This window comes from Streptomyces sp. NPDC058326 (genome assembly GCF_042879855.1).
GTDB lineage: Bacteria > Actinomycetota > Actinomycetes > Streptomycetales > Streptomycetaceae > Streptomyces.
In genome coordinates, this window is record NZ_JBHVZO010000006.1 from 251,167 (window position 1) to 276,713 (window position 25,547).

Annotated in this window: 11 protein-coding genes; 4 read left to right on the top strand and 7 right to left on the bottom strand. The window is 74.2% G+C overall.

Going from position 1 to position 25,547, the window contains the following annotated elements; genetic code table 11:
* Positions 1 to 133 precede the first annotated feature (133 nt).
* Positions 134 to 865, top strand: coding sequence for a hypothetical protein (locus tag ACFVYX_RS14975; RefSeq protein ID WP_389681760.1), 732 nt, complete (start codon positions 134 to 136; stop codon positions 863 to 865).
* A gap of 187 nt (positions 866 to 1,052) precedes the next feature.
* On the top strand, positions 1,053 to 1,946 hold the full coding sequence (gene argB, locus ACFVYX_RS14980; protein ID WP_389681761.1) for an acetylglutamate kinase: 894 nt from the start codon (positions 1,053 to 1,055) through the stop codon (positions 1,944 to 1,946).
* 36 nt (positions 1,947 to 1,982) lie between these two features.
* On the opposite strand, the gene ACFVYX_RS14985 is transcribed toward argB, so the two are convergent.
* From ACFVYX_RS14985 to ACFVYX_RS15005, 5 genes are read right to left on the bottom strand one after another with little or no spacing between them, the layout of a single operon-like run.
* Positions 1,983 to 2,222 (bottom strand): hypothetical protein, encoded by a 240-nt coding sequence (locus tag ACFVYX_RS14985; RefSeq protein ID WP_389681762.1) that lies wholly within the window; start codon positions 2,220 to 2,222, stop codon positions 1,983 to 1,985.
* Positions 2,219 to 3,793, bottom strand: a complete 1,575-nt coding sequence (locus ACFVYX_RS14990; protein WP_389681763.1) for an amidohydrolase — start codon at positions 3,791 to 3,793, stop codon at positions 2,219 to 2,221. The genes ACFVYX_RS14985 and ACFVYX_RS14990 overlap by 4 nt, the downstream gene beginning before the upstream one ends.
* Positions 3,794 to 3,819: 26 nt before the next feature.
* Positions 3,820 to 4,719: an ABC transporter ATP-binding protein gene (locus ACFVYX_RS14995; RefSeq protein ID WP_389681764.1), complete on the bottom strand. Its 900-nt coding sequence runs from the start codon at positions 4,717 to 4,719 to the stop codon at positions 3,820 to 3,822.
* The gene (locus ACFVYX_RS15000) at positions 4,716 to 5,831 is read right to left on the bottom strand and encodes a FecCD family ABC transporter permease (protein WP_389681765.1); all 1,116 of its coding nucleotides are present in this window, start codon (positions 5,829 to 5,831) and stop codon (positions 4,716 to 4,718) included. The genes ACFVYX_RS14995 and ACFVYX_RS15000 overlap by 4 nt, the downstream gene beginning before the upstream one ends.
* The gene (locus ACFVYX_RS15005; RefSeq protein WP_389681766.1) at positions 5,828 to 6,922 is read right to left on the bottom strand and encodes a FecCD family ABC transporter permease; all 1,095 of its coding nucleotides are present in this window, start codon (positions 6,920 to 6,922) and stop codon (positions 5,828 to 5,830) included. The genes ACFVYX_RS15000 and ACFVYX_RS15005 overlap by 4 nt, the downstream gene beginning before the upstream one ends.
* A gap of 286 nt (positions 6,923 to 7,208) precedes the next feature.
* Between ACFVYX_RS15005 and ACFVYX_RS15010 the strand changes: the two genes are divergently transcribed.
* Positions 7,209 to 8,906 (top strand): ABC transporter ATP-binding protein, encoded by a 1,698-nt coding sequence (locus ACFVYX_RS15010; RefSeq protein WP_389681767.1) that lies wholly within the window; start codon positions 7,209 to 7,211, stop codon positions 8,904 to 8,906.
* A 74-nt stretch (positions 8,907 to 8,980) separates the two neighbouring features.
* Complete coding sequence (locus ACFVYX_RS15015; protein WP_389681768.1) at positions 8,981 to 10,810, top strand: ABC transporter ATP-binding protein; 1,830 nt, start codon at positions 8,981 to 8,983, stop codon at positions 10,808 to 10,810.
* Positions 10,811 to 10,901: 91 nt separating this feature from the next.
* On the opposite strand, the gene ACFVYX_RS15020 is transcribed toward ACFVYX_RS15015, so the two are convergent.
* Positions 10,902 to 11,111 (bottom strand): MbtH family protein, encoded by a 210-nt coding sequence (locus ACFVYX_RS15020; RefSeq protein WP_389681769.1) that lies wholly within the window; start codon positions 11,109 to 11,111, stop codon positions 10,902 to 10,904.
* Positions 11,108 to 25,429 (bottom strand): amino acid adenylation domain-containing protein, encoded by a 14,322-nt coding sequence (locus ACFVYX_RS15025; RefSeq protein WP_389681770.1) that lies wholly within the window; start codon positions 25,427 to 25,429, stop codon positions 11,108 to 11,110. Before ACFVYX_RS15025 ends, ACFVYX_RS15020 begins: the two co-directional genes overlap by 4 nt.
* Positions 25,430 to 25,547: the final 118 nt, after the last annotated feature.

A 25,547-nucleotide genomic window follows, 5' to 3' on the forward strand; every position in this document is an offset into this window, starting at 1 on the left:
ACGCGCGCCCTCGGCCGTCGTCGAGGGGGAACACGAGGGGGAGGCGGGCGTTCCGGGAACGGGCGTTGCGTAGGCTCCGACGGAGCGTTCCGCGCGCCCGCACCGTGCGTCCGTACGACGAGGAGGACTCCCCATGAACACCGCCGACGAGGGACGGCAGCAGCTCGACGCGGCCAGTGTGCTCAACGCCAAGAGCACGCTCCTCCAGCTTCTCGCCCGCGCGGGGGTCTACACCGGCGATGCCGAGGAGCTGATCGGGCTCGTGGAGGCCGGTGCCCTCGCCCTCGCGCACACGGAGCTCGACGAGACCTTCCGGAGCGCCCCGGAGGAGAAGGGGGCGCTCTACGCGTCCGGCTGGTCCGACGGCGCCCGGGCGGTCACCGACGAGCTCGGGGCCCTCGCCGAGCGGGCCCTGGTCCGGGCCGTGACCGCCGGCCCCTCGGCCTCGTCGCCCGACGAGCGCTCCCCCGTCGGGCGGGCGGAGATGGAGCGGGCCAAGGTGGCGGTCACGCCGCTCTATCTGTCGTTCGCCGATGTCTCGGACCTCGACCCGGAGGTGACCGAGCAGGTGCTCGGCGCTGTGCTGCGCACCATGAGCCCCCGTCAGCGGGCCGGGTATCCGGGGCGTCTGACGGAGTTCGCCTCGGCCCACCGCGCCCGTCTGGAGCGGCTGTACGCGGAGTACGGGCCCGGCAGCCCGATCGCGATCCACGGCCGGTACTCCCTCGTCCACTCCCCCACCAGCGTCGCCGTACTGGAACGCCTCGCCGTGACGCCGTCGGCCCTGCACGAGGAGTGGGACGCGGCCGAGCTGCCGCCGGCCTGGCTCGACGGCCTGACGGCGGCGTGGAGCTCGCCCGCCTGAACTGTCGCCTCCAACTCGCCTTAACCCGCGATCAGTTGGGTCTGTTCACCGCCGGGATGCGCGACTGTGCGATCGATTCCACCCCAAGGCCACTTAGGTTAGGCTAAGTTAATCTCCTGTGCGCCGACGTGGGTGTTCCGACCCGGGCGCGCGCCACGTCCCCCACGCATCAGGAGAGCGGAAGAACATGGCCTTACGAGTCGCTGCAGCCGAAGCCGGTGGCCCTGCCGGCGAGGTGGAGTCGAAGGGCCGGACCGTCGTCCTCAAGTGCGGCGGCAGCACCCTGGTCGACGCCGCTCTCCGGCGGTCGTTCGCGCAGGACGTCGTCGAACTGCGGCACGCGGGGCTGCAACCGGTCGTGGTGCACGGCGGCGGTCCCCAGATCAGCGACATGCTCGACCGCCTCGCCCTCGAGGTCCGGTTCGAGGCGGGGATGCGGGTCACCACCCCGGAGGCCATGGACGTGGTCCGCATGGTGCTGACCGGACAGGTGCAGCGGGACCTCGTCGGCGCCATCAACGCCCACGGCCCCTTCGCCGTCGGCATGTCGGGCGAGGACGCGCACACGATGACCGCCGTGCGCCGCCCCGCCTGGGTGGACGGCCGGCCCGTCGACATCGGTCTCGTCGGCGACATCGTGACCGTGGTCCCCGACACCGTCCGGAACCTCCTGGCCGGGGGCCGTATCCCGGTCGTCTCGCCCGTCGCACGCGGCACGGACGGCCAGATCTACAACGTGAACGCCGACCTGGCGGCCTCGGCCCTCGCCGTGGCCCTCGGCGCCGACCGGCTCGTGATGCTCACGGACGTCCCCGGGCTCTGCCCGGACTGGCCGCGCGGCACCGAGGTGATCCCCCGTCTGACCGCGGGCGAGCTCGACGCCCTGCTCCCCGCGCTCACGGGCGGGATGCTGCCGAAGATGGAGGGCTGTCTGCGTGCCGTCCGGTCGGGAGTCGGACGGGTCCACGTCCTCGACGGCCGGACACGGCACGCCGTGCTCCGGGGCGTCCTCACCGAGGAGAGCCCTGGTACGACGGTGCTGCCCGACGCGACGCCCGAGGGCGAGCGGACCCCCGCCTGACCCCTCTACTCACCGCACCCGCCCCGGGGAGCGCCGCTATCCGCAGGCGCGTCCCGGGTACTCGTCGCTCTCCGGTACGCCGGCCTCTCGCATGCGGCGCAGGACCTCGCCCAGGGACGCGTCGTCGACGTCCACCGGCACGTTGAGCTCCGTGTCGAAGACCATGGTCTCCGCGTCCGGGTGCCAGATGACCCACCGCGGCGGCGCGGCGGGCGCGTCCCACAGGGGCGCGAACCGTGCCAGCCGCTTCTCTTCCGCCCGCTCCCCCGCGCTCACAGCTGCCCCTTCTCCGTGCGCCCGTCGACGTACGTCGCCAGGACCTCGATGTCCCCGATGCGTGCGGTGTCGACGCGCCGGGGGTCGTCCCCGAGCACCACGAGGTCGGCGCGCTTCCCCGGTGAGAGGCTGCCCGCGCTGTCGTCCCAGTGGCAGGCGTACGCCCCGGCGGTCGTGTAGGCGTGCAGGGCCTCGTCGACGGTGACGGCCTCGTCGGGGCCGATGAGCCGGCCGGAGGACGAGGCGCGCTCGACCATGAACTGGATCGCCCGCAGCGGCGATCCGTCCGTCACGGGCCGGTCCGAACTGCCGACGAGCGTGATGCCGTGGTCGAGGAATCCGCGGCCCCGGTACATCCAGGGCGCCCGCCGCTCCCCCATGACGTCCGCGTAGTCGTCGCCGAAGGAGCGCAGGAAGTGGGGCTGGACCACGGCGCTGACGCCGAGCCGTGCGAAGCGCGGCAGCTGGTCCGGGCGGATCAGGCCGGCGTGTTCCACGCGGTGCCGGGCGTCGGGGCGGGGCCGAAACCGCTGGGCCCGTTCGAGGGCGTCGAGGGCGAGGTCGGCGGCGCGGTCCCCGATGGCGTGGACGGCGAGCTGCCAGCCGGCGAGGTGACCGTCGATGACGAGGTCACCGATCCGCTCGGGGTCGTCCTGGAACTCCCCGGTGTGGGACATCCCCTCGTACGGCTCGGTGAGCGCCGCCGTACGGGCCATCATGCCGCCGTCGGTGTAGATCTTGAGGGCGCCGAGAGAGAGCCAGTCGTCGCCGAAGCCGGTGCGCAGGCCGAGGTCGAGGGCGCGCGGGATGCCGTCGTCGCGGTGGGCGGCGCGTGGCCGCAGGGTGTCCCCGGCGGCCATGAGCTGGACCCGCAGGGGCAGGCGCCCCCGGTCCCTGAGGAGTTGGTAGGCACCGAGCTCGACGGGGCTGTGCCCCAGGAGACCGCCGCCGATGCCCGCCTCGGCGCAGGCGGTGATCCCCTCGTCGAGGCAGGTGCGGCCGGCGCGTTCGATCGCGTCGGCGAGTTCCTCCTGGGAGTACGGCAGCCGGAGCCTCCGTACGGCGGTCATGGCGCTCTCCGCGAGGAAGCCGTCCTGGTGGGGTACGTCGGCCGGCAGCAGGTCGAGGACGGCGCTGTTGACGACGCAGGCGTGCCCGGAGTCGTGCATGAGGAAGATCTTGCGGCCCTGGCCGACCCGGTCGAGTTCGGCGGCGGTGAGGTGGCGTCCGAGGGCGCGCTGGTCGTAGCCGGCGATGTCCACCCAGGCGCCGGGCGCGGCCTTCCTGGTGACGGCCTCGGCCACGACGGCGAGGACGTCCTCGACGCGCTCGCAGGGCGCGATGCTCGGGGTGTTCGCCTTGAGTCCCGCCCAGGCGAGGTGGACATGGCTGTCGATGAAGCCCGGAAGGACGGTGGCGCCCTGGAGGTCGACGACCTCGCGGGCGGGCAGCGAGGTCGCCGCCGCGTCCAGGCCCACGATCCGGCCCCGCCAGATGCCGAGGTCGTGCGCGACGGGGTGGTCCGGGTCCATGGTGAGAAAGCGCGCGTTCGTCAGCCTCGTACAGAGCATGGGCAGTCCGTTCCCGGTCGCTGTGGTCAGGGGGTCTTGGCCATCACCGTGCTGGGGGTGTCGTCCACGGCGGCGTCCGCCGCCGTGTCGGTGCCGGTCGGCTCGTATCGCCTGGGGGCGGCCGGGATCATCAGCGGGGTTCCCGTCTCGGGGTCGTCGATGATCCGGCAGGGCAGGCCGAACACGTCCTCGACCAGCTCGGCGGTCATGACCGTCGACGGGTCGCCCTCGGCCGCGATCACTCCGCCGGGGCGCATCACGATCAGGTGGGTGGCGTAGCGGCACGCCTGGTTGAGGTCGTGGAGGACCGCCACGACGGTGTGGCCCCGGCGGGCGTGGAGTTCTGCGCACAGGTCGAGGACCTCGACCTGGTGGGCGATGTCGAGGAAGGTGGTCGGCTCGTCGAGGAGCAGGATGGGGGTCTGCTGGGCCAGGACCATGGAGAGCCAGACGCGCTGGCGCTGGCCGCCGGACAGGTCGTCGACGGGCCGCTCGGCGAGTTCGAGGACGCCGGTCTGGCGCATGGCCTCGACCACGGCGGCCTCGTCGTCGGCGGACCACTGCTTCAGGAGGCCCTGGTGGGGGTAGCGGCCGCGGGCCACCAGATCGCCGACCGTGATGCCGCCGGGCGCGGTCGAGGACTGCGGGAGCAGGCCGAGCCGGCGGGCGACCTCCCGGGAGCGGTAGGAGGCGATGGCCGCGCCGTCCAGGTAGACCTGTCCCGCGCGCGGTGTGAGCATCCGGGCGAGGGCGGTCAGCAGGGTGGACTTCCCGCAGGCGTTCGGCCCGATGATGACGGTGAAGGAGCGGTCGGGGATCTCGACGGCGAGGTCGGTCGCCACGGTCCGCCGGTCGTAGGAGAGGGTCAGGTTCTCGGCGCGCAGGCGCGTGGTGGGGCGGGGTGCCGGACGGTTCGTTGCTGTCATGCGCGGCTCTTTCGCGACTCGGAGACCAGTAGCCAGATGAGGTAGAGCCCGCCGACGCAGCCGGTCGCGGTGCCCACCGGGAGGAGTGCGGGGGCGAAGAGCCGCTGCACGGCGAGGTCACTCACGGCGAGCATGACGGCGCCCATGAGGGCGGACGGCAGCAGGGCGGGTCCTGACGACCGGGTGAGGCCGCGGGCCACTCGGGGCGCGGCAAGGGCGACGAACCAGATGGGACCGGTCACCGCGGTGGCGAACGCGGCGAGGGCGACGCTGATCACGAGGAGCGTGGTGCGGGTGCGCGACACGTCGACGCCGAGGGCCATGGCGGTGGTGTCGCCCATCTCGACCATGGAGAGACGGCGGGAGAGGAGGAAGGCGAGGGGCAGCAGCACGGCGACGGCGAGGCCGATGGCGTTCGCGTGGATCCAGAGCCGGTTCCCGAGGCTGCCGATCAGCCAGGCCTGTGCCTCCAGGGCCTCCTGGAAGGTGGCCCGGGTGATCAGGTACGAGTTGACGGCGAGGAGGAGTGCGCTGACGCCGATGCCGATGACGACGAGCCGGAAGCCCTGGATTCCCCGGCCGAGCATGAGGAGAGCCACGGCGAGGGCCGTGGTGAGCCCGCCGATCAGCGCGCCGAGCGCGATCTGCGTCATGCTGCCGTGCAGGACGACGATGACGACGAGGGCGCCCACGGCGGAGCCGTTGGTGAAGCCGATGATGTCGGGGCTGCCCAGGGGGTTGCCCGTGATGCTCTGCAGGATGGCGCCGCTCACGGCGAGGGCCGCGCCGACGCAGAGGGCGGTCACGAGGCGTGGCATGCGCAGGGTGTTGACGACGAAGTCGGCGATTCCGGTTCCGTCGCCGGTGAGGGCCGCGAGGACCTCTCCGACGGACAGGTCGAAGTCGCCGGTGGTCAGGGTGACGCCCATGACGGCGAGGAGCGCGAGGAGGAGGGCCGCGGTGACGGCGACGGTGCGGCCGTGGAAGCGCAGGGAGATGACGCCTGAGCGGGTACGGACGACCCGACCGCTGACGACACGGGGCCGGTCACCCGCGGCGGGCCCGGGCGCCGGTTCTGGCGCGGAGGTCTTCGCCTCCCGTACGGCGGTCACAGCATGGCCAGCTTTCGGCGACGGCACAGGGCGATGAACAGGGGGGCGCCGATGAAGGCGGTGACGATGCCGACCTGCACCTCGCCGGGGGCGCCGATCAGCCGGCCGATGACGTCCGCGCCGACGAGGAGGACGGGGGCGATCAGCGCCGAGTACGCGAACACCCACCGCTGGTCGGGGCCGACGACGAACCGGGCGATGTGCGGGACGGCGAGGCCCACGAAGCCGATCGGTCCGGCGGCGGCGGTGGCGGCCCCGCAGAGGAGCATCACGGCGACGGCTCCCAGGACGCGGGTCCTGCCGACGTTCACGCCGAGGGCCCGGCCCATCTGGTCGCCCATGGCCAGGGCGTTGAGCGAGGGGGCGAGGACGAGGGCGATGACGAGGCCGACGCCGGTGAACGGCAGGATCAGCAGGACGATGTCGTGGTAGCGGCCCGCCAGGGAGCCCACGGTCCAGAAGCGGAACTGGTCGAAGGCCCTCGGATTGAGCAGCAGGATCGCCCAGTTGAAGGCGTACAGCACCGCGGTCACGGCGGCGCCGGCGACGACGAGCCGCTCGGGAGAGGCGAGTTTCCGGCCGGAGGAGCCGAGGAGGAAGACGCCGACGGACGCGGCGGCGGCGCCCGCGAGGGCGAACCAGACGTAGCCGAGCGGGGCCACGATGCCGAGGAAGGCGATGGCCACCACCACGCCGGCGGAGGCCCCCAGGTTGACACCGAGCATGCCGGGATCGGCGAGCGGGTTGCGCGTCAGGGCCTGCATCAGGGCGCCTGCGAGGCCGAGCGCCATGCCGACGAGCACCCCGAGGAGGGTCCGGGGGACGCGGTAGTCATGGATGATGACCGAGGTCTCCGAACCGTCCGGGTTCCACAGGACGTCCCAGGTGGCGGTGAAGGGGATGCCCCGGGTGCCCACCCATACGCTGAGGAGTCCGACCAGGACGAGGGCGGCGAGGGCGAGGACCAGTCCTAACCCCCGGAACGCGGCCCCGGCGCGGCCCGTCGACGGCGGCGCCGCCGGATCGGGTGCCTTTTCCGCTGGGTGGTTCTGCTGTCCCGACACCACCCGGGATTCGACGGACAACGACAACTCCCCCTGGCGGTGGTCCAGATGTACGGCGAGAGTCCCTCGGCGCACACACCGGCGGATCACGACTTAGGTGAGGCTAACCGAACCGTATCGAGCGGTCAACGTGCCGGACGGGACCCGCCCGAACCCGTGCGCCGACTTCCCGTGGACGTCACCGTCCGACCCCGTGGCACCCCCGCCCGACTCCTCCGGACACCACCGTCCGACTCCTCACGGACACCACCATCCGGCGCCCCAGTGAGAGTAGGCTTACCTAACCATTCACTCGCCTCCGTGAAGGAGTCACATGCCAACGGGCGGACCGACAGGGGGACTTGTCCTCCGCCGAGCGATCAGAGGACAACGCCGCCGAGTGATCGCGGCATCCCTGCTCGGCATGACCCACCAGGGCTGCGAGGCCCTGGTGCCGGTGGTCATCGGCGCCACCATCGACACGGCGGTGGCGACCGGCTCCTCCGAAGCGCTCCTGCGCCTGCTGCTGGTCCTCGCGGTGCTCTTCCTCGTCCTGTCGACCTGCTACCGCACCAGCGCCCGGATCACCGAGGGCACCGGCGAACTCGCCGCGCACCGGCTCCGTCTCGATCTGGCCGCGCGGGTGCTCGACCCCCGGGGCGGCGCCGACGCCAACCGGCTTCCCGGCGCGCTGACCAGCATCGCCACCAACGACGCCCGGCGCGTCGGATCGGTGGCCACGGTCATCTCGTACGGCGTGTCCGCCGTCGCCGCCCTCGTGATCAGCGCCGTCGCGCTCCTCAGGATCTCCGTCCCGCTCGGTCTCCTCGTCCTCCTCGGCATCCCCCCGCTGCTCTGGCTCGGACACCGCATCAGCCGGCCGCTCGAACGGCGCAGCGAGACCGAGCAGGAACGCGCCGCGCACGCCTCGGGCATCGCCGCCGACCTCGTCTCGGGACTCCGGGTCCTCAAGGGCATGGGCGCGGAGTCGGCGGCCGTCGCCCGCTACCGTACGACCAGCCAGGACTCGCTCGCCGCCGCGCTGCGGGCGGCCCGCAGCCGGGCCGGGCACGAGGGCGCGGTCCTCGCGCTGACCGGCGTCTTCATCGCCGCGATCGGCGTCGTGGGCGCCTACCTCGCCATGGAGGGCAGCATCAGCGTCGGCGACCTGGTGGCCGCCGTGGGCCTCGCGCAGTTCCTCCTCGGGCCCTTCCAGCTCCTCACCTACGTCAACGCCGAGCTCGCCCAGGGGCGGGCGTCGGCCCGGCGGATCGCCGAAGTGCTCGCCTCGCCCGTCACCGTCGCGGCGGGCCACGACGTGCCCGCCGGCAAGGCCGCCGGACACCTCGCCCTGCGCGGAGTGACGCTCGGCGCGCTCCGGGGTGTGGACCTCGAACTCCCGGCCGGCAGCCTCACCGGGATCGTCACCCGGGACCCGGCCGCCGCCAACGACCTCCTGGTCTGCCTCGCCAGGGAGGCGGACCCCGCCGGCGGAGCGGTCGAGCTCGACGGCACCCCCCTGACCTCACTCGATCCCGACGCGCTGCGCCGGGTGGTGCTGGTCGCCCATCACGACGCCGACCTGTTCGAGAGCACACTGCTCGACAACGTCCGGGCCGGCGCCGAGGACGGCACGGCGTCGGTCGAACGCGCCCTCAGGGCCTCGGCCGCCGACGACGTCGCACAGCTCCTTCCGGACGGCGGTGACACCCTGCTCGCCGAGCGCGGACGGTCCCTCTCGGGCGGCCAGCGGCAGCGCGTCGCGCTCGCCCGCGCGCTCGCCGCCGACCGGCCCGTCCTGGTGCTGCACGACCCGACGACCGCCGTGGACACCGTGACCGAGTCACGGATCGCCGCCCGGCTGCGCGAGGTCCGCCGGGACCGCACCACCGTTCTGGTCACCACGAGCCCCGCGCTCCTCGCGGTCACCGACCGGGTGGTGGTCCTGGAGGACGGCGCCGTACGGGCCGCCGGCCATCACACCGAACTCCTCGCCGCCGACCCGGCGTACCGTGCGGCGGTGCTGGCATGACGACCGCCGACGCGACGACGTCCGAGGGCCCGGCGCAGGCCTCCGAAGGCCGCACGAAAGGGACGGAACAGTCCATGAGCGGAACCCGCCCCGACCGTGTGCTCCTGCCGACCGCCACCGGCGCCGAGTCCCTCGCGGCGCTCCGCGCCATGCTGCACGGCCACCGGCTCCTCGCCGTGGCCGCGATGACCGTCCTGGTCGCCGGGACGGCCGTCGGGCTGCTCACCGCTCCCCTGCTCGGGCACATCGTCGACCTGGTGGTGCGCCGGGAGGGCGCTTCCGCCCTGACGCTTCCGCTGGTGCTCCTGGTCGTCGTCGCGGTCGCGCGGGGCGTGGCGGCCGCCGTCGGCAGCACCCTCGTGGCCCGGCTCGGCGAGACCGTACTCGCCGCCCTGCGCGAGCAGTTCATCGAGCGGGCACTGCGGCTGCCGCTCGACCGCGTCGAGGCGGCCGGCTCAGGTGATCTCGTCTCGCGGGTCACCAGCGACGTGTCGATGATCGGGAAGTCCGTGCGGCAGGCGCTGCCCGAGTTCAGCCGCTCCGCCCTGACGATCCTGCTCACGCTCGTCGGTCTCGCCGTCCTCGACTGGCGTTTCCTGCTCGCGGCGCTGCTCGCGGCTCCGGTCCAGGTGCTCTCCGTGCGCTGGTACCTGCGCCGCGCCGCCCCCGTGTACGGCGAACACCGGGTCGCCACCGGCGCGTTGCAGCACCAGCTGCTCGACAGCGTCGGCGGTGTCAGGACCGTACGCGCGTTCCGGCTCAACGGCACGCACTCCGAGCTGCTCGAACGGCGGTCGGAGGCGGCACGGGACCTGGGACTGCGGGGCATCCACATCGTCACCGGGTTCTTCTCCCGGCTCAACCTCGCCGAGTTCATCGGGCTCGCCGCGATGCTCGGCACCGGGTTCGTCCTGGTCGACCGGGACGCGGTCAGCATCGGTACGGCGACGGCCGCCGCGCTGTACTTCCACAGCCTCTTCAACCCGATCAACGCGACCCTGTTCCTCCTGGACGACGCCCAGTCGGCGGGGGCGAGCTTCGCCCGCCTGGTCGGCGTGTCGGACCTTCCGGCGGAGCGGGCGCCCAGCGGACACCACACCCTCGCCGACGGCTCGGTCGAGGTGTCCGGGCTCCGTCACGCGTACGGCTCCGGGGCTCCCGTGCTGCACGAGGTCGACCTGCTCGTGCGGAGCGGGGAGCGGGTGGCGCTGGTGGGCGCGAGCGGCGCCGGCAAGACCACCCTGGCCAAACTCGTCGCGGGCGTCCACAGCCCCACCGGCGGCTCGATCCGGCTCGGCGGTGTCGACGCCGGGGAACTCGGCCCGGCCGGGGTCCGCCGCGCGGTCGCACTCATCAGCCAGGAGGTGCACGTCTTCGCGGGGAGCCTCGCCGACGACCTGCGCCTCGCCCGGCCTGAGGCCGACGACGAGGAGCTGTGCGCCGCGCTCGACCGGGTCGGGGCCCTGGAGTGGGCGCGGGCGCTCCCCGAGGGCCTGGACACGGTCGTCGGCGAGGGCGGGCACCGGCTGACGGTGACCCAGGCGCAGCATCTCGCGCTGGCCAGGCTCGTCCTCGCGGATCCGCCCATCGCGATCCTCGACGAGGCCACCGCCGACGCCGGAAGCGCGGGCGCGCGGGTCCTGGAGGAGGCCGCCGCCCGCGCCCTGGAGGGCCGTACGGGTCTCCTCGTCGCGCACCGGCTGCCGCAGGCCGCGGCCGCCGACCGGATCGTCGTCCTCGACCGGGGCCGGGTCGTGGAGACCGGCACCCACGAGGAGCTGGTGGCGGCGGGCGGCCGGTACGCCGACCTGTGGGCGGCCTGGTCCGACAGCCGCCGGGAGCCCGGGGAGCGGGTGCCCGGGCCCGCCGAGGGGGCGGACCTGCCGGTGACGCCGACCCACTGAGGCGAACACACGGCGCGGGAAGGGGGCGGCACGACGTGAGGTCGTGCCGCCCCCTTCCGCTGTCCTGCCGGCGCCCGGCGCCGGCCGCGGGTCAGTCCTGCGTGGCGATGAGACTCGCCGGGCGCAGGTCCGTCCAGTGGGTCTCCACATAGGCCAGGCACCCCTCGCGGGTGTCCTCGCCGAACACGGTCCGCCATCCGGCGGGGACCTCGGCGAAGGAAGGCCACAGCGAGTGCTGGTTCTCGTCGTTGACCAGAACCAGGAAGCGGCCCTGCGGGTCCTCGAACGGGTTGGTGCTCATGCGTTCTCACTCCTCTTGTGTGTCACGCCGAACAGCTGGGACAGGGGCTGTTCGGAGGCGGCTGTCACGGTACGCAGCAGGGTCTGGAGTTCGCCGGCCAGCCGGCGGGCGGTCGTCGCGCCGATACGGTCCTTCGCGTGGATCAGCGCGCAGTGCACCGGTCCTTCGCCACGGGGCTCGTGGAAGCTGAGGGTCAGTTCCGCCCGTGTCGAACCGGTGGGTAGGGCCAGGAGCGCGCCGACGCCGCCCTCGAGCCGCTCCAGGTCCGCCTGCTCGTGGTGGATCACCATCACCTGGGGGCCGTCGGGGCGCAGCCCGGCCGCCCTGACGACCTCGTCGAAGGGGACGTCCTGCCGGTCGAGCGCGCTCAGCGTGGTCTCCCGTACGCGGGTCAGGAGTTCCGTGAAGGTCGGGTCGCCCGCCGTATCGGTCCGCAGGACGACCGTGTTGAGGAAGCAGCCGACGAGGTCGGCGAGCCGGTCGTCGGCGCGCCCCGCGACCATCGTGCCCACGGGCAGGTCGGTGCCCGCGCCATGGGCGGTGAGCAGCGCCGCGAGGGACGCGTGCAGCACCATGAACATGCTGGTGCCGGTGGCGCGCGCCAGCCGGTCCACGTCCGCGTGCAGCCGCTCGTCGAGGACGAACTCGACGACTCCCGCCGCCCGGCGGCCGCTCCGGGTGCCGGTTGAGGCCCCCGCGTCGGCGGGCAGGGCGAGTTCGCGCGGCGCGTCCTTGAGCGTGCGCCGCCAGTGGGCCAGCTGTCGGCCGCCGCGGCTCTCGGGGTCGGCGAGGTCGCCGAGGACCTCGCGCGCCCAGTGGGCGTAGTCGGTGTACGTGACGGGCAGCGGTGGCCAGTCGGGCGTCCGGCCCGCCGTGCGCGCGCCGTACGCCGTGGTGAGGTCGCGCAGCAGCGGGACCACCGACCACTCGTCGACCGCGAGGTAGTGCGCGGTGAGCAGGACGGCCTGGGCTCCGTCGGGGCCGGTGAGCAGCCGGGCCCGCAGCGGAGCCTCCCGCTCCGGGTCCGGTGCGGCGGCGGCGAGTTCGGCGAGGCGGGCGTCCAGGTCCGCGCACTCCTCCACGGCCAGGACCGGGGCGTCCACGGCCCGGCGGACCAGGATGCCCCCGCGTGCGGCGAAGGCTGTGCGGAGCGGTTCGTGGCGGTCCGTCACATCGGCGAGCGCGGCGGCGAGCGCGTCCGCGTCGAGGCCGCCGGGCGAGCGCAGGACGAGGGCGTGGTCGAAGCCGGGGCTCTGCTGGTACGCCTGCCACTGCCGGCGCTGGACGGGAGCCGCCGGCAGGTCGACGCCGTCGGGGGTCGGCCGCCCGGCGGCCCGCAGGGCGGGACGGGCGGCGGAGGCGCCGTCCAGCTTGCCCGCGATGCCGGCGACGGTGAGCGCGTCGAAGACGTCACGGATGCTCAGTTCGACGCCGAACTCGGCGCGGATGCGCCCGAGGAGCCGCATGGAGGCCATGGAGTGGCCGCCGAGGGCGAAGAAGCTGTCGTGCGCGCCGACGTCGTCCAGTCGGAGGATCTCGCGGAACAGCGCGGCGATCCTTACCTGTGTCTCCGTCGCGGGACGGGCGTCGCCGGTCATCGCCGACCAGTCGGGGGCGGGCAGCGCCTTGTGGTCGAGCTTGCCGTTGGGGGTGAGCGGCAGCGGGCCGTCGAGCGGGACGACGAGCGCGGGGACCATGTACTCGGGGAGCAGTGCGGCGACGTGGGCGCGCAGCTCCCGCGGATCGGGTTGCTCGCCCGGACCGGCGCCCGGCTCGGGTACGACGTAGCCGACGAGGCGGACGATGTCGCCGTCGCGGTCGGGCAGGACGGCGGCCTGGGCGACCGACGGGTGTCCCGCGAGGGCGGCCTCGATCTCTCCCAGTTCGATGCGGAAGCCGCGGATCTTCACCTGGGTGTCGACCCGGCCGAGGAAGTCGAGGTTCCCGTCGGCGCGCCAGCGGGCGCGGTCGCCGGTGCGGTACATCCGGCTGCCGGGTGCGCCGTACGGGTCGGCGACGAACCGTTCCGCGCTGAGCCCGGGCTGCCCGAGGTAGCCGCGGGCGAGGCCGCGCCCGGCCACGTACAGCTCTCCGACGACGCCGGGCGGTACGGGCCGCAGGTGTTCGTCGAGGACGTAGCAGCGGGTGTTGGGGTCCGGGCGGCCGATCGGCACCCGGCCGGTGGCGCGTCCGCCGTGTTCACGGGCCGGCCACAGGGTGGAGTTGACGGTGGCCTCGGTGAGTCCGTACGCGCAGATCAGGTCCGCCGTGGCACCGAAGCGTTCGAAGAGGTCGGGCGGCACGGTCTCGGTGCCGACCAGGACGGTCGATCCCTCGGGCAGCCGGCAGCCGGCGGGCAGGGCCGACACGAGGGACGGCGGCAGGATCATGTGGGTGATCCGCTGGTCCGCGAGGAAGTCGGTGAGGGCGGGTCCGGCGACGCGGGCCTCGTCGGTGATGAGGACGAGCCGTCCGCCGTGGCAGAGCGCCATGGCGAGTTCGAAGACGAAGACGTCGAAGCCGATGGACGCGAACTGGAGGACGTGGCTGTCGTGTCGCAGGCCCATCCGGTCGACGGCGGTGGCGACCAGGCTGGCGATGCCCTCGTGCGGGACGACGACGCCCTTGGGGCGGCCGGTCGAGCCGGAGGTGTAGATCACGTACGCGGCCTGGTCGAGCGCGGCCGGTCCGCCGGGCGGCGGGGGGCCGGGTGGTGCGTCGAGTCCGGCGGTGATGCCGGGGGCGTCGAGGAGCAGCACCGGGACGCCGGGGACGTCCGGGATCTTGCCGGCGACGGGTTCGGTGCCGACGACGACGGCCGCGCCCGAGTTCTCGATCATGTAGGTGAGGCGGTCTCCCGGGTGGACCAGGTCGAGCGGCAGGAACGCGGCCCCGAGCTTCAGGGCGGCGACGACCGTGGCGACCATGTCCACCGAGCGCGGTACGGCCACACCGACGACGCTCTCGGCGCCGACCCCGCGTGCGGCGAGCAGCCGGGCGATGCGGTCGGCGCGGGCGTCGAGCTGGGCGTACGTCACCGGTCGGGAGCGATCGACGACGGCGACGGCGTCGGGGCGCTCGGCGACCCACCGGGCGAAGAGCGCGGGCAGGGTCTCCTCGTCGACGTCGCGGGGCCGGCCGTTGAAGCCTTCGAGGACGAGGCGGTGTTCCTCGTCGGTGAGGATCGCGGCCCGGGACAGCGGCTGGTCGGGGGCGGCGACGAGGGCGCCGACGAGCCTGCGGAGGCGGTCGCCGACGCGCTCGGCGGTCTCCCGGTCGAAGAGTTCGGTGGAGAACTCCAGGCGGCAGCCGAGGGAGTCGCCGGCGCCGTCGGCGGTGGTGTGCTCGGTGAAGCTGAAGACGAGGTCGAACTTGGCGGCGCCGGTCCGGTGCGGCAGATGGCCGGCCCGGAGCCCCGGCAGTCGCAGGGTGTCGTCCGTACGGACGTGGTGACCGACCATGACCTGGAACAGTGGGTTCCGGGAGAGCGAGCGGGTCGGGTTGAGCTTCTCCACGACGGCCTCGAACGGCACGTCGGCGTGGGAGAAGGCGGCGAGGTCGGTCTCGCGGACGCGGGTGAGGAGTTCGGTGAAGCTGGGGTCGCCGCCGAGGTCGGTGCGGAGCACCAGGGTGTTGACGAAGAAGCCGACGAGCTCGTCCAGGGCCTCGTCGCCGCGGCCGGCGATGGGCGCGCCGAGGGGGATGTCAGTGCCCGCGCCGAGCCGGTGGAGCAGGGCGGCCACGGCCGCGTGCACGACCATGAACATGCTGGCGCCGGTGTCACGGGCGAGGCTCCTGAGGCCTTCGTGGACCGTGCGGTCGAAGGTGATGTCGAGTGCGGCGCCGGTGAACGCCGGGCGTGCGGGGCGCGGCCGGTCGGTGGGCAGCTCCAGTTCCTCGGGGGCGCCGGCCAGGGCCGTCCGCCAGTACTCCAGCTGCCGGGCGGCGAGGCTGTCGGGGTCGGCCGGGTCGCCGAGGAGCCGCTGCTGCCAGAGGGCGTAGTCGGCGTACTGGACGGGCAGCGGATCCCAGTCGGGCGCGGTGCCGTCGAGCCGGGCCGTGTAGGCGGTGGTGAGGTCCCGGAGGAAGGGGCGGTCGGACCACTCGTCGGTGGTGATGTGGTGGAGGAGCAGCACGACGACGTGCTCGTCGGGCGTCACCTCCACGACCGTGGCGCGGAGCGGCGGTTCGGCGGCGAGGTCGAAGGGCCGCCGGACGGCGGCGTCCACGATGCCGGGCACCTCGTCCTCGGTGGCGTGGAGGTGCTCGACGGCCGGGGCGGCCGCTCCGGCGGGCAGGATCCGCTGGTACGCCTGGCCGTCCCGTTCGGCGAACAGGGTCCGCAGGGCCTCATGACGGTCGGTCACATCGGCGAGGGCGGCGCGCCACGCCTCCCGGTCGAAGGTGCCGTGCAGCCGCATGACCAGCGGGAAGTTGTAGGCGGCCGAGGTGCACTCGATCTGCTGGATGACCCAGAGGCGCTGCTGCGCGTGCGAGAGCGGCAGTTCGGCGGGGCGCTCGGTCGCGACGAGCGCGGGGCGGGCGGCGGGGTCTGCGGCGGCGGCGCGCTCGACGAGTTCGGCGACGGTGGGCGCCTCGAAGAGGTCGCGGATCGCCAGCTCGGCGTGGAGCGCGGTACGGGCGCGGCTGACGAGCCGGGTGGCGAGGAGCGAGTGGCCGCCGAGCTCGAAGAAGTCGCTGTCGATGCCGACGCTGCCGGCGGGCAGCCCGAGCACCTCGGCGAAGAGCCCGCACAGGGTCTGCTCGCGGGGGGTGCGGGGGGATCGGCCGGTGCCGGTGCCGGTGAGGTCCGGGGCGGGCAGGGCCTTGACGTCGAGTTTGCCGTTGACGGTCAGCGGCAGGGTCTCGACGGCAACCAGGGCGGACGGGACCATGTAGTCGGGCAGCCGGGACCTGAGGTGGTCGCGGAGCCGCTGGGGCAGCCCGTCGTCGGCCCCGGCGCCCTCCTCGCGTACGACGTAGCCGACCAGGCGCTTGGTCCCGGCGGTCTCGTGGACGACGACGGCGGCGTGGGCCACCTCGGGGTGTGTGGTCAGGGCCGTGGAGATCTCGCCGAGCTCGATGCGGTAGCCGCGGATCTTCACCTGGTCGTCGGTGCGGCCGAGGAAGTCGAGCAGGCCGTCGGGGCGCTGCCGTACGAGGTCACCGGTGCGGTACATCCGCTCGCCGGGCTCGCCGTACGGGTCGGCGACGAAGCGTTCGGCGGTCAGCGCGGCCCGGTCGTGGTAGCCGCGGGCCAGGCCGGTGCCCGCGATGTACAGCTCGCCGGGGCTGCCCGGCGGGACGGGCCGCAGCATCGTGTCGAGGACGTGGGCGCGGGTGTTGCGGATGGGCCTGCCGACGGTGGGGGTGGCGCTCTCGGTGGTGGAGCCGCCGAGCGTGTTGATCGTGTATTCGGTGGGGCCGTAGAGGTTGTAGCCGTAGGTGCCCTCCGTCTCGCGCAGCCGGGTCCAGACGGTGTCGGACACGGCCTCGCCGCCGAGCAGGACCAGGGCGGGCCGGTGCTTCCCCGCGGTCTCGTCCTGGTCGAGGAGGCCTTCCTCGATGAGGAGCTGGGCGTAGGTGGGCGTCACGTTGACCACGTCGACGCGGTGCTCGTCGCAGTAGGCGACCAGGGCCTCGGCGTCGCGGCGGAGTTCCTCGTCGCAGACGTGGACCTCATGGCCCTCGACGAGCCAGAGGAGCTCCTCCCAGGACATGTCGAAGGCGAAGGACACGGTGTGCGCGATGCGGAGACGTCGCCCGGCGGCCGAGGCGATGGCCGGGGCGAAGATCTCCCGCTGATGGTTGAGCTGCATGTTCGTCAGTCCCCGGTAGGGGGTGACGACGCCCTTGGGGCGGCCGGTGGATCCTGAGGTGTAGATGACGTACGCCGGGTGGTCCAGGCGGTCCGGCACCCCGTGGGCGAACGCGGGCCGTTCGGCGTCGGTGACCTCGTCGCCGGAGAGCGCGGCCAGTTCCGCGGTGACGGCCGGGTCGTCCAGGAGGAGTTCGGGGGCGACGGGGCCGTCCTCGCGCCGCAGCGTCGGGGCGACGGCGGTCGTGGACACCAGGCAGAGCGGTCCGGTGTCCTCGGCCATGAGCCGCAGCCGGTCGGCGGGGTGATCGAGGTCGAGCGGCAGGTAGGCGGCGCCGGTGCGCAGGACGGCGAACAGCGCGGCGACCATCTCGATGGAGCGGGGCAGCGCGAGTGCCACGACCTTCTCGGGTCCTGCGCCTCGGGCGAGCAGCAGCCGGGCGAGCCGGTTGACCTGGGCGTCGAGTTCGGCGTAGGTCAGCGCGCGTTCGCCGAAGACGAGCGCGACCGCGTCGGGGGTACGGGCGACCTGGGCCGTGAGCATGTCGGCGACGGTCTCGTCCGGCACCGGCTCGCGGGTGGCCTCGCGGCCGGTGGCCAGGGCGGCGCGCTCGGCGGGGAGCAGGAGGTCGACGCCGGCGGTCGGGGTGGTCTCGGCGGCCGGTCCTTCGAGGGCTTCGCCGAGGCGGTCGAGGACCGTGGTGAACCGGGTGAGGATCGTGGTGGCGGCCTCGGCGTCGAAGAGGTCGGGCCTGGCCGCGAGGGTGACCCGCGGCCGTGTTCCGGGCGTGACGATGAGCGTGAGCGGGAAGTGGGTGCCGTCGACGTTCGACACGGCGGTGATGCCGTGCCGCTCGCGGAGCGCGGCGGCCCGGTCCTCGCCGTCGGCCGAGCGGAGCACGAACAGGGTGTCGAAGAGCCGGCGGTGACCCGACTCCTGCTGGAGGGAGCCGAGACCCACGTACTCGTACGGCATGACGGCCGCGCGCTCGGACTGCGTCCGGCGCAGCAGGTCGAGGAGGGGCTCGTCCGGGGTGAGGGCCACCCGGGCGGGGATCGTGTTCAGGAACATGCCGATGATGCCGGCCACGTTCGGGACGTCCGCGGGGCGGCCGGCGACCGCCGTGCCGAAGGCGATGTCGGCGCGGCCGGTCATCGCCGAGAGCACCAGCGCCCACGCCGCGTTGAGGACGGTGTTCACCGTCAGTCCGTGCCTGCGGGCCGCGGCCCGCAGCCGGTCGCCGGCTTCCCGCGTGAGGTGGGCGTCGAAGTCCACCGGGATGACCGGGCCGGTGTCGCGCCCGGACGGGGCGAGCAGCGTCGGCTCGTCGAAGCCGGCGAGCGCCTCGCGCCAGGCGTCGAGGGCGGCGGTGGTGTCCTGCGCGTCGAGCCAGGCCAGGTGGTCGCGGTACGAGCCGGGCCGCGGCAGGCCCGTGGGGTCACCGGCCCGCTCGTACAGCGTGAACAGCTCCTCGAGGAACAGCCAGGCGGACCAGCCGTCCCAGAGGATGAGGTGGTGGGTGACGACGAGCCGGTCGCGGCCGTCGCCGAGCCTGATGAGGAGCAGGCGGCAGAGCGGCGCGGCGGACAGGTCGAAGCGCCGCCTGCGGTCGGCGGCGAGCAGCTCCTCGGTCCGGGTCCGCTGTTCGTCCGCGGGCAGTTGGGAGAGGTCGGCCTCGACGAGCGGGATCTCCGCGCCGTCCACGATGAACTGCACGGGACGGGGGAGGCCGTCGCTGGTGAACCCGGCGCGGAGACCGGTGTTGCGGTCGAGGAGGGTCCGGCAGGCGGCGCGGAGCCGGTCGGCGTCGATCCTGCGGTCGAGGTCCAGGGTCTCCTGCGACTGGTAGACGTCGAGTGCGTCGCCGGCGTCGTAGGTGGCGTGGAAGTACATGCCCTCCTGGAGCGGGGAGAGCGGCCAGATGTCCGTGACGGGAAGCCCGGCGGCGGTGTGGACGCGCGCGGTCTCCTCCGGGGCGAGGTCGAGTCCGCCCAGGGGGGCCGGGGGCTCGGGTGCCGGGGGCTCCGGGGGTGCGGCGGCGGTCAGCTGGTCCAGCAGGGCCTTCAGGGCGGGGTCGACGGCGGCGCCGGACCGCTGCTGGAGCGCCAGGACTGCCCGGAGGGCGGCGGCGGCCTGCCCGGCGTCGGAGGCGGAGACGGTCACGCCGTCCGGGTTCACGGGTACCTCGGCTGTCTCGGACGGGTCAGGGGCCGGTGGGGCTTCGGCGTCCTCGCGGGTGGTCGCGGCGGCGAGGGCGGCCGGGGTGCGACGCTCGAACACGTCGCGGGGGCTGAGCGTCAGTCCCCTCTCACGCGCGCGCGTGGCGACGGTGATCGAGCTGAGGCTGTCGCCGCCGAGCACGAAGAAGTCGTCGTCGACGCCGGCCCCTGGCACGCCGAGGACGTCGTCGAAGATCTCGCACAGGGCCTGCTCGCGCGCGTCGCGGGGGGCGCGGCCGCCCGCCCGGGGTGCGGTCCCGGGCGCGGGCAGGGCGTTCTGGTCGAGCTTGCCACTGGGGGTCAGCGGCAGTTCGGCGAGGACGACGACGGCGCTCGGCACCATCGCCGTGGGCAGCGCGGTGGTGAGCGACGTGTGCAGGGCCTCGGCGGCGGGCGTGGCGCCGGGGGCGGGGACGGCGTAGCCGACGAGGGCGCCCTCCCTGACGACGACGGCCGCGCGGGCCACGCCCGGCAGCGCCGCGAGGGCGGCCTCGATCTCGCCGGGTTCGACGCGGTTGCCGCGGATCTTGACCTGGCGGTCGGTGCGGCCGAGGTACTCCACGGCCCCGTCGGCGCGGCGGCGCACCAGGTCACCGGTGCGGTACATCCGCTCCCCCGCCGCTCCGAAGGGATCGGCCACGAACCGCTCGGCCGTCAGTCCCGGCCGGTCGTGGTAGGCCCGGGCCAGTTGGACGCCGGCGAGGTACAGCTCGCCCGGCACGCCGTCCGGCACGGGGCGGAGGAGGGGATCGAGCACGTGCAGCCGGGTGTTCCACACGGGCCGGCCGATCGGGACGGCCGGCTCGCCGCCGCCCTCGTACGGGAAGAACGTGACGTCGACGGCGGCCTCGGTGGGGCCGTACAGGTTGTGCAGCGGTACGGGGGTGCTCCGGGCTCGCGAGGTCAGCTCCCACCAGCGCCGGGCGTCGGCGCCGCTGAGCGCCTCGCCGCTGCAGAACACCCGGCGCAGGCTCGCCGCCCAGTCCGGGGTGTCCGTGGCGGCCTCCATGACCTGGACGAAGGCGGCCAGCATCGACGGCACGAAGTGCGTCGTGGTGATCCGCCGGTCGGCCATCAGGCGGGCCAGGTAGGACGGGTCGCGGTGACCGTCGGGGCGGGCGAGGACGACGGTCGCGCCCTCGGTCACGGGCCAGAAGAACTCCCACACCGACACGTCGAAACTGGACGGGGTCTTCTGGAGGACCCGGTCGTCCGCGGTCAGCCCGTACGCGCTCTGCATCCAGGCGAGCCGGTTCACGACGGCCCGGTGGGTGACGGCGACGCCCTTGGGGCGGCCGGTGGAGCCCGAGGTGTAGATCAGGTACGCGGGGTGGTCGGGGCCGGCGGCCCGCACGGGGGTGCCGGGAGCGGTGGTCCTGTCGTCCTCCGCCCCGACGACGAGGAGCTCAAGACCGGGTACGCCGGGCAGCCGGGCGGCGGCTTCGGCTGTCGTCACGACGAGGCGGGCTCCGGAGTCGGCGAGCATGAACGCCACCCGGTCCTCGGGGTAGTCGAGGTCGACGGGGAGGTAGGCGGCGCCCGCCTTGAGGACGCCGAGGAGGGCGACCATCAGTTCGGCCGAGCGGGGGACGGCGACGGCCACGTACTGCTCCGGGCCCGCGCCGCGTGCCCGGAGTCGGCGGGCCAGGGTCTCGGCCCGGCGGTCGAGTTCGGCGTAGCTGAGGGTGGTGTCCTCGAAGACGACGGCGGGGGCGTCCGGGGTGCGGGCCGCCGACGCTGCGAAGAGGGAGGCCAGGGTCGCGTCGGCCACGGGGTGCGCGGTGGCGTTGAGCTCGGTGAGGTGCGCCCGCTCGCGGGCGGAGAGCAGGTCGGTGCGGGCGACAGTACGGCCGGGATCGGCGACGACGGTCCGCAGGAGGCCCGTGAACCGGTCGGCGAGGACGGCCACCGTCACCTGGTCCAGGCGTGCCGCGTCGTACTTGAACCGCAGCAGCAGACCGGCGTCGGCGGGCTCGACGACGAGCGCGAGCGGGTAGTGCACGGCGTCGAGGACCTCGACACCGGTGATGAGCGGCCCGTCGGGCCCCTGACCGGTCGGATGGTCGCCGGTCGGGTGGTCGCCGGTGGGACGGTCGCCGGTCGGGTGGTTCTCGAAGACGACGAGCGTCTCGAAGAGTTCGCCGCCGCCCGCGATCCGCTGGATGTCGGCGAGTCCGAGGTGGTGGTGGTCGAGGAGGGCCGAGTGCTCGTCCTGGACCCGGCGGAGGAGTGCGGTGAGCGTCTCCTCGGGGCGGAGGGTCACCCGGGCGGGCACGGTGTTGATGAACAGGCCCACGGCGGAGTCGAGTCCCGGGACCTCCGTCGTCCGTCCGGACACGGTGGTGCCGAAGACGACGTCCTGGCCGCCGGTGAGGCCGCCGAGCAGCACCCCCCACAGGCCGTGGAAGACGCTGCTCAGCGTCAGGCCGTGGGTCCTGGCACAGGCGGTGAGGGCGTCGGTGAGGTCCTGGGGCAGCCGCGTGTCGACGTGCTCGGGGCGGGCGGGCGTCCGGGCCGCGCCGTCGGTCGTGGAGAGCGCGGGAATGCGGGCGGGGTCCGCGAGCCCGTCGAGCGCCCGGCGCCAGGCCTCGCGGGCGGCGTCCAGGTCGCGGCCGGCCAGCCAGGAGAGATACGGCTCCGGGGGCACGGGGGCGGGCAGTTCGGCCCCCCGGTGGACGGCGGTCAGCTCTCGCAGCAGGACGGAGACGGACCAGCCGTCGGCGACGATGTGGTGCAGGGTGAGCAGGAGCCGGTGGCGCTGTCCGTCCTTGATGAGGGTGGCGCGCAGGAGCGGCGGCCGGTCGAGCCGGAACGATTCGGCGCGATCGGCGCGGAGGATGTCGTCCAGACTGGTCGTGGCGGTGTCGGCCTCCCGCCACGGGAGGCTCACGCGCTCGGCGAGCCGCTGGACGACCTCGCCGCCGGACAGCTGCCGGAACGAGGCGCGCAGCAAGGGGTGCCGGTCCAGGAGCAGCTGGAGGGCGCGGCGGAGGCGGTCCGGTGCGACCGGGCCCGCCAGGTCGATGAGCTCCTGGACGAGGTAGAGGTCCGGGGACCCGCCGTCGTACTCGGCGTGGAAGAAGAAGCCTTCCTGGAGCGGCGAGACGGGCAGCGCGTCCGCGTCGAGGTCGGCCCGCCGCGCCGGGGCGTCGACGGCCTCGCCGGCCGTCCTGGCGAGGGCCGCCACGGTCCGGTTCCTGAAGACGTCCCGGGGGGTGATCGCGAGCCCGGCCTCGCGGGCGCGGTTGACGAGCTGGATGGCGACGATGCTGTCGCCGCCCAGTTCGAAGAAGCTGTCGTGGACACCGACCGCCGGCAGGCCGAGGACCTCGGCGAACAGCGCGGCGAGCACGGTCTCCGCGGGGGTGCTCGGGGTGTCGGCGCCGGTCAGGGACGTCCAGGGCGGCTCGGGCAGGGCCTTGGCGTCGAGCTTGCCGTTGGGGGTCAGCGGCAGCGGTCCTTCGAGGACGACGACCGCCGAGGGCACCATGGGGTCGGGCAGCGTGTCCGTCACGCGCGCGCGTGCGGCCGTCACCACCGCGCCGGTGTCGGCGTCGGCGTCGGACTCCGGGACCAGATACGCCACGAGCCGGTTGACGCCCCGGTGGTCCTCGCGGGCGAGGACGGCGGCCTGGGCGATGCCCGGGCAGGCCATGAAGGCGCTCTCGATCTCGCCGGGTTCGACCCGGTGCCCGCGGATCTTGATCTGGCCGTCGGCGCGCCCGAGGAACTCCAGGTTGCCGTCGGCGCCCCAGCGGACCCGGTCGCCGGTGCGGTACATCCGGGTGCCGGGTGCGCCGTACGGGTCGGCGACGAACCGTTCCGAGGTCAGGCCCGCGCGGCCGAGGTAGCCGCGCGCGAGGCCGCGCCCCGCGACGTACAGCTCGCCCTCCGTGCCGACGGGCACGGGCCGCAGCGCCGTGTCGAGGACGTAGGCGCGGGTGTTGGGGTCGGGTCGTCCGATGGGCGCGGGGCCGGGCCGGTCGGGGTCGGCGAGCCAGAGCGTGGAGTTGACGGTGGCCTCGGTGAGGCCGTACGCGACGACGACCCGGAGGCGTCCGTCCCAGCGGGCGATCAGTTCGCTCGGCACCGCTTCGGTGCCGACGACGAGCACCGCGCCGTGCGGGAGTTCGCACTCCTGCGGGAGTGCGGAGACCAGCGAGGGCGGCAGGATCATATGGGTGGCGCGGTGGCGCGCGATGTACTCGGTGAGCGCGGGGCCGGCGACCCGCCGCTCGGCGGGGACGACGATGATCCGTCCGCCGACGCAGAGGGACATGACGAGGTCCCAGACCGTCACGTCGAAGCCGACGGAAGCGAACTGCACGACCCGGCTCTCGGCGGTGACGCCGATCCGGTCGGTGGCGGTGGCGATGAGGCTGCCGACGCCGTCGTGCGGGACGACGACGCCCTTGGGGCGGCCCGTCGAGCCGGAGGTGTAGATGACGTACGCGGCCTGGTCGAGGCCGACCGGCGGCAGCGGCTCGGGGTCGGCGGGAGCGGCGAGGGCGTCCACGGTGGCCGGGGCGTCGAGTTCGAGGAGGGTGACGCCGGCCGTCTCGGGGAGCTGCCGTGCGAGTGCGCGCGTGGTGACGACGGTGCGCGCCCCGGCGTCGGACAGCATGTAGGCGATGCGGTCGCGGGGGTGGTCCGCGTCGAGCGGCAGGTAGGCGGCGCCTGCCTTCATGACGGCGAGCAGGGCGACGACGAGTTCCGGCGAGCGGGGCAGGGCCACGCCGACCACGTCCTCGGCGCCGACGCCCCGGGAGCGGAGCAGGCGGGCGAGCCGGTCGGCGGAGTCGTCGAGTGCGGCGTACGTCAGTTCCCGGTCCTCGCAGACGAGCGCGACGGCGTCGGGGGTGCGGCGGACCTGCCGCTCGAAGGCGGCGGGCCAGGACAGTTCCGGTGCTTCGCGGGGCGCGGTGCCGAACTGGTCGAGCAGGAGGGCGCGTTCGGTCGCGGAGGTGAGCTCGATACGGCCCACGGGGCGGTCGAGGTCCGCGGTGAAGGTGCCCAGCAGGGTGAGGAAGCGGCGCTCGTGGTCCGCGAGCGCGGCCGGGTCGCAGACGTCGGCGTCCGCGTCGAGGTGGAGGGTGATGCCCTGGCCGTCCGGGCCCTCGGCGAAGCTGAACGCCAGGTCGCTGACCGGTCCGAGCCACTCGGGCCGCATCTCGGCCTGGTGGTCGTCGAAGCGCAGGTCTCCTGAGCGGGGCAGGATGTTGACGGTGGGGCCGACGAGTTCCGGTACGCCGTCGGCGAGGCCCAGTTCCCTGGCCAGGTCCTCGGCGCGGTACCGCCCGTGCGCGAGGGCGTCGGCGACGGCGTCGCGCACCTGTGCCACGAGGGCGGCGCCGGTGGTGGCGGGGCGGACCGTGAGGCGCAGCGGGAGGATGTTGGACACCATGCCGGGGACGCGCGCGGAGACCTCGTCCTCGCGGGCGGTGACGGGCAGGCCGAGGACCAGGTCCTGCTCGCCGCCGGCGCGGTGCAGATGGGCGGCGACGGCCGCGAGCAGGATCCGGGACGGCCGGACGCCCGCGCGCCGGGCGGCGGCGGTCAGCTGCTCGGTGGTCGCCGTGGACAGTGTGGTGGTGCGCCGGATCCTTCGGGTCATGGGGGACGCGGCCCGGTCGACGAGCCGTACGGGCTCGGTCCGGTCCGTCATCCGCTCCAGCCACCAGGCGCGGTCGGCGGCGTGCCGCTCGGAGGTGCGGTACGTGTGGTCGGCGGCGACGAGACGGGAGAGGGCCCGGTCGAGGGGGGCGGGGACCTGGTCCCCGGTGCCCGCGGCGGTGTAGAGCTCGCCCGCGCGCCGGGTGATCAGGGCGGCGCCCATGCCGTCCATCACGATGTGGTGGTACCGCTGGCACCACAGGACCCGGTCGTCCGCGAGCCGCAGCAGGGCGTGGGCGAAGAGCGGGTCGCGGGCGAGGTCGACGGGCCGGTCGCGGTCGGCGGCCATCCACGCGGCGGCCGCCTCGTCGGGGTCTGCGGCGGCGCGCAGGTCGACCACGGGAAGGCCGAAGGGGACGGTGCGTGGTGTCTGGCGCGGCCCGTCCTCGCCGGGGGTGATGCTCACGTGCAGGCACGTGGCCTCTTCCAGGGCGCGGCGGACGGCGGCGGCGAGGCGGTCGAGGTCGAGTGCGCCGCGGAGGTGCAGCGCGAACACGATGTTGTAGGCGGAGCTGTCCGGTTCGATCTGCTGGGCCAGCCAGATGCCGGATTGCCCGCCGGTGACGGGGAGGCCGGAGGTGTTCCGGTCCGACTCGACGTCAAACATCGTACGAAGTGGCCTTTCCCTGGGGGTGCGGGGCGAAGACGGCCCACAGGACGCCGACGGCGTGGCGAGGTTCCGCCACGCCGTCGGTCCCGGTCGGCTCCTGCTGGTGGCGCGTCAG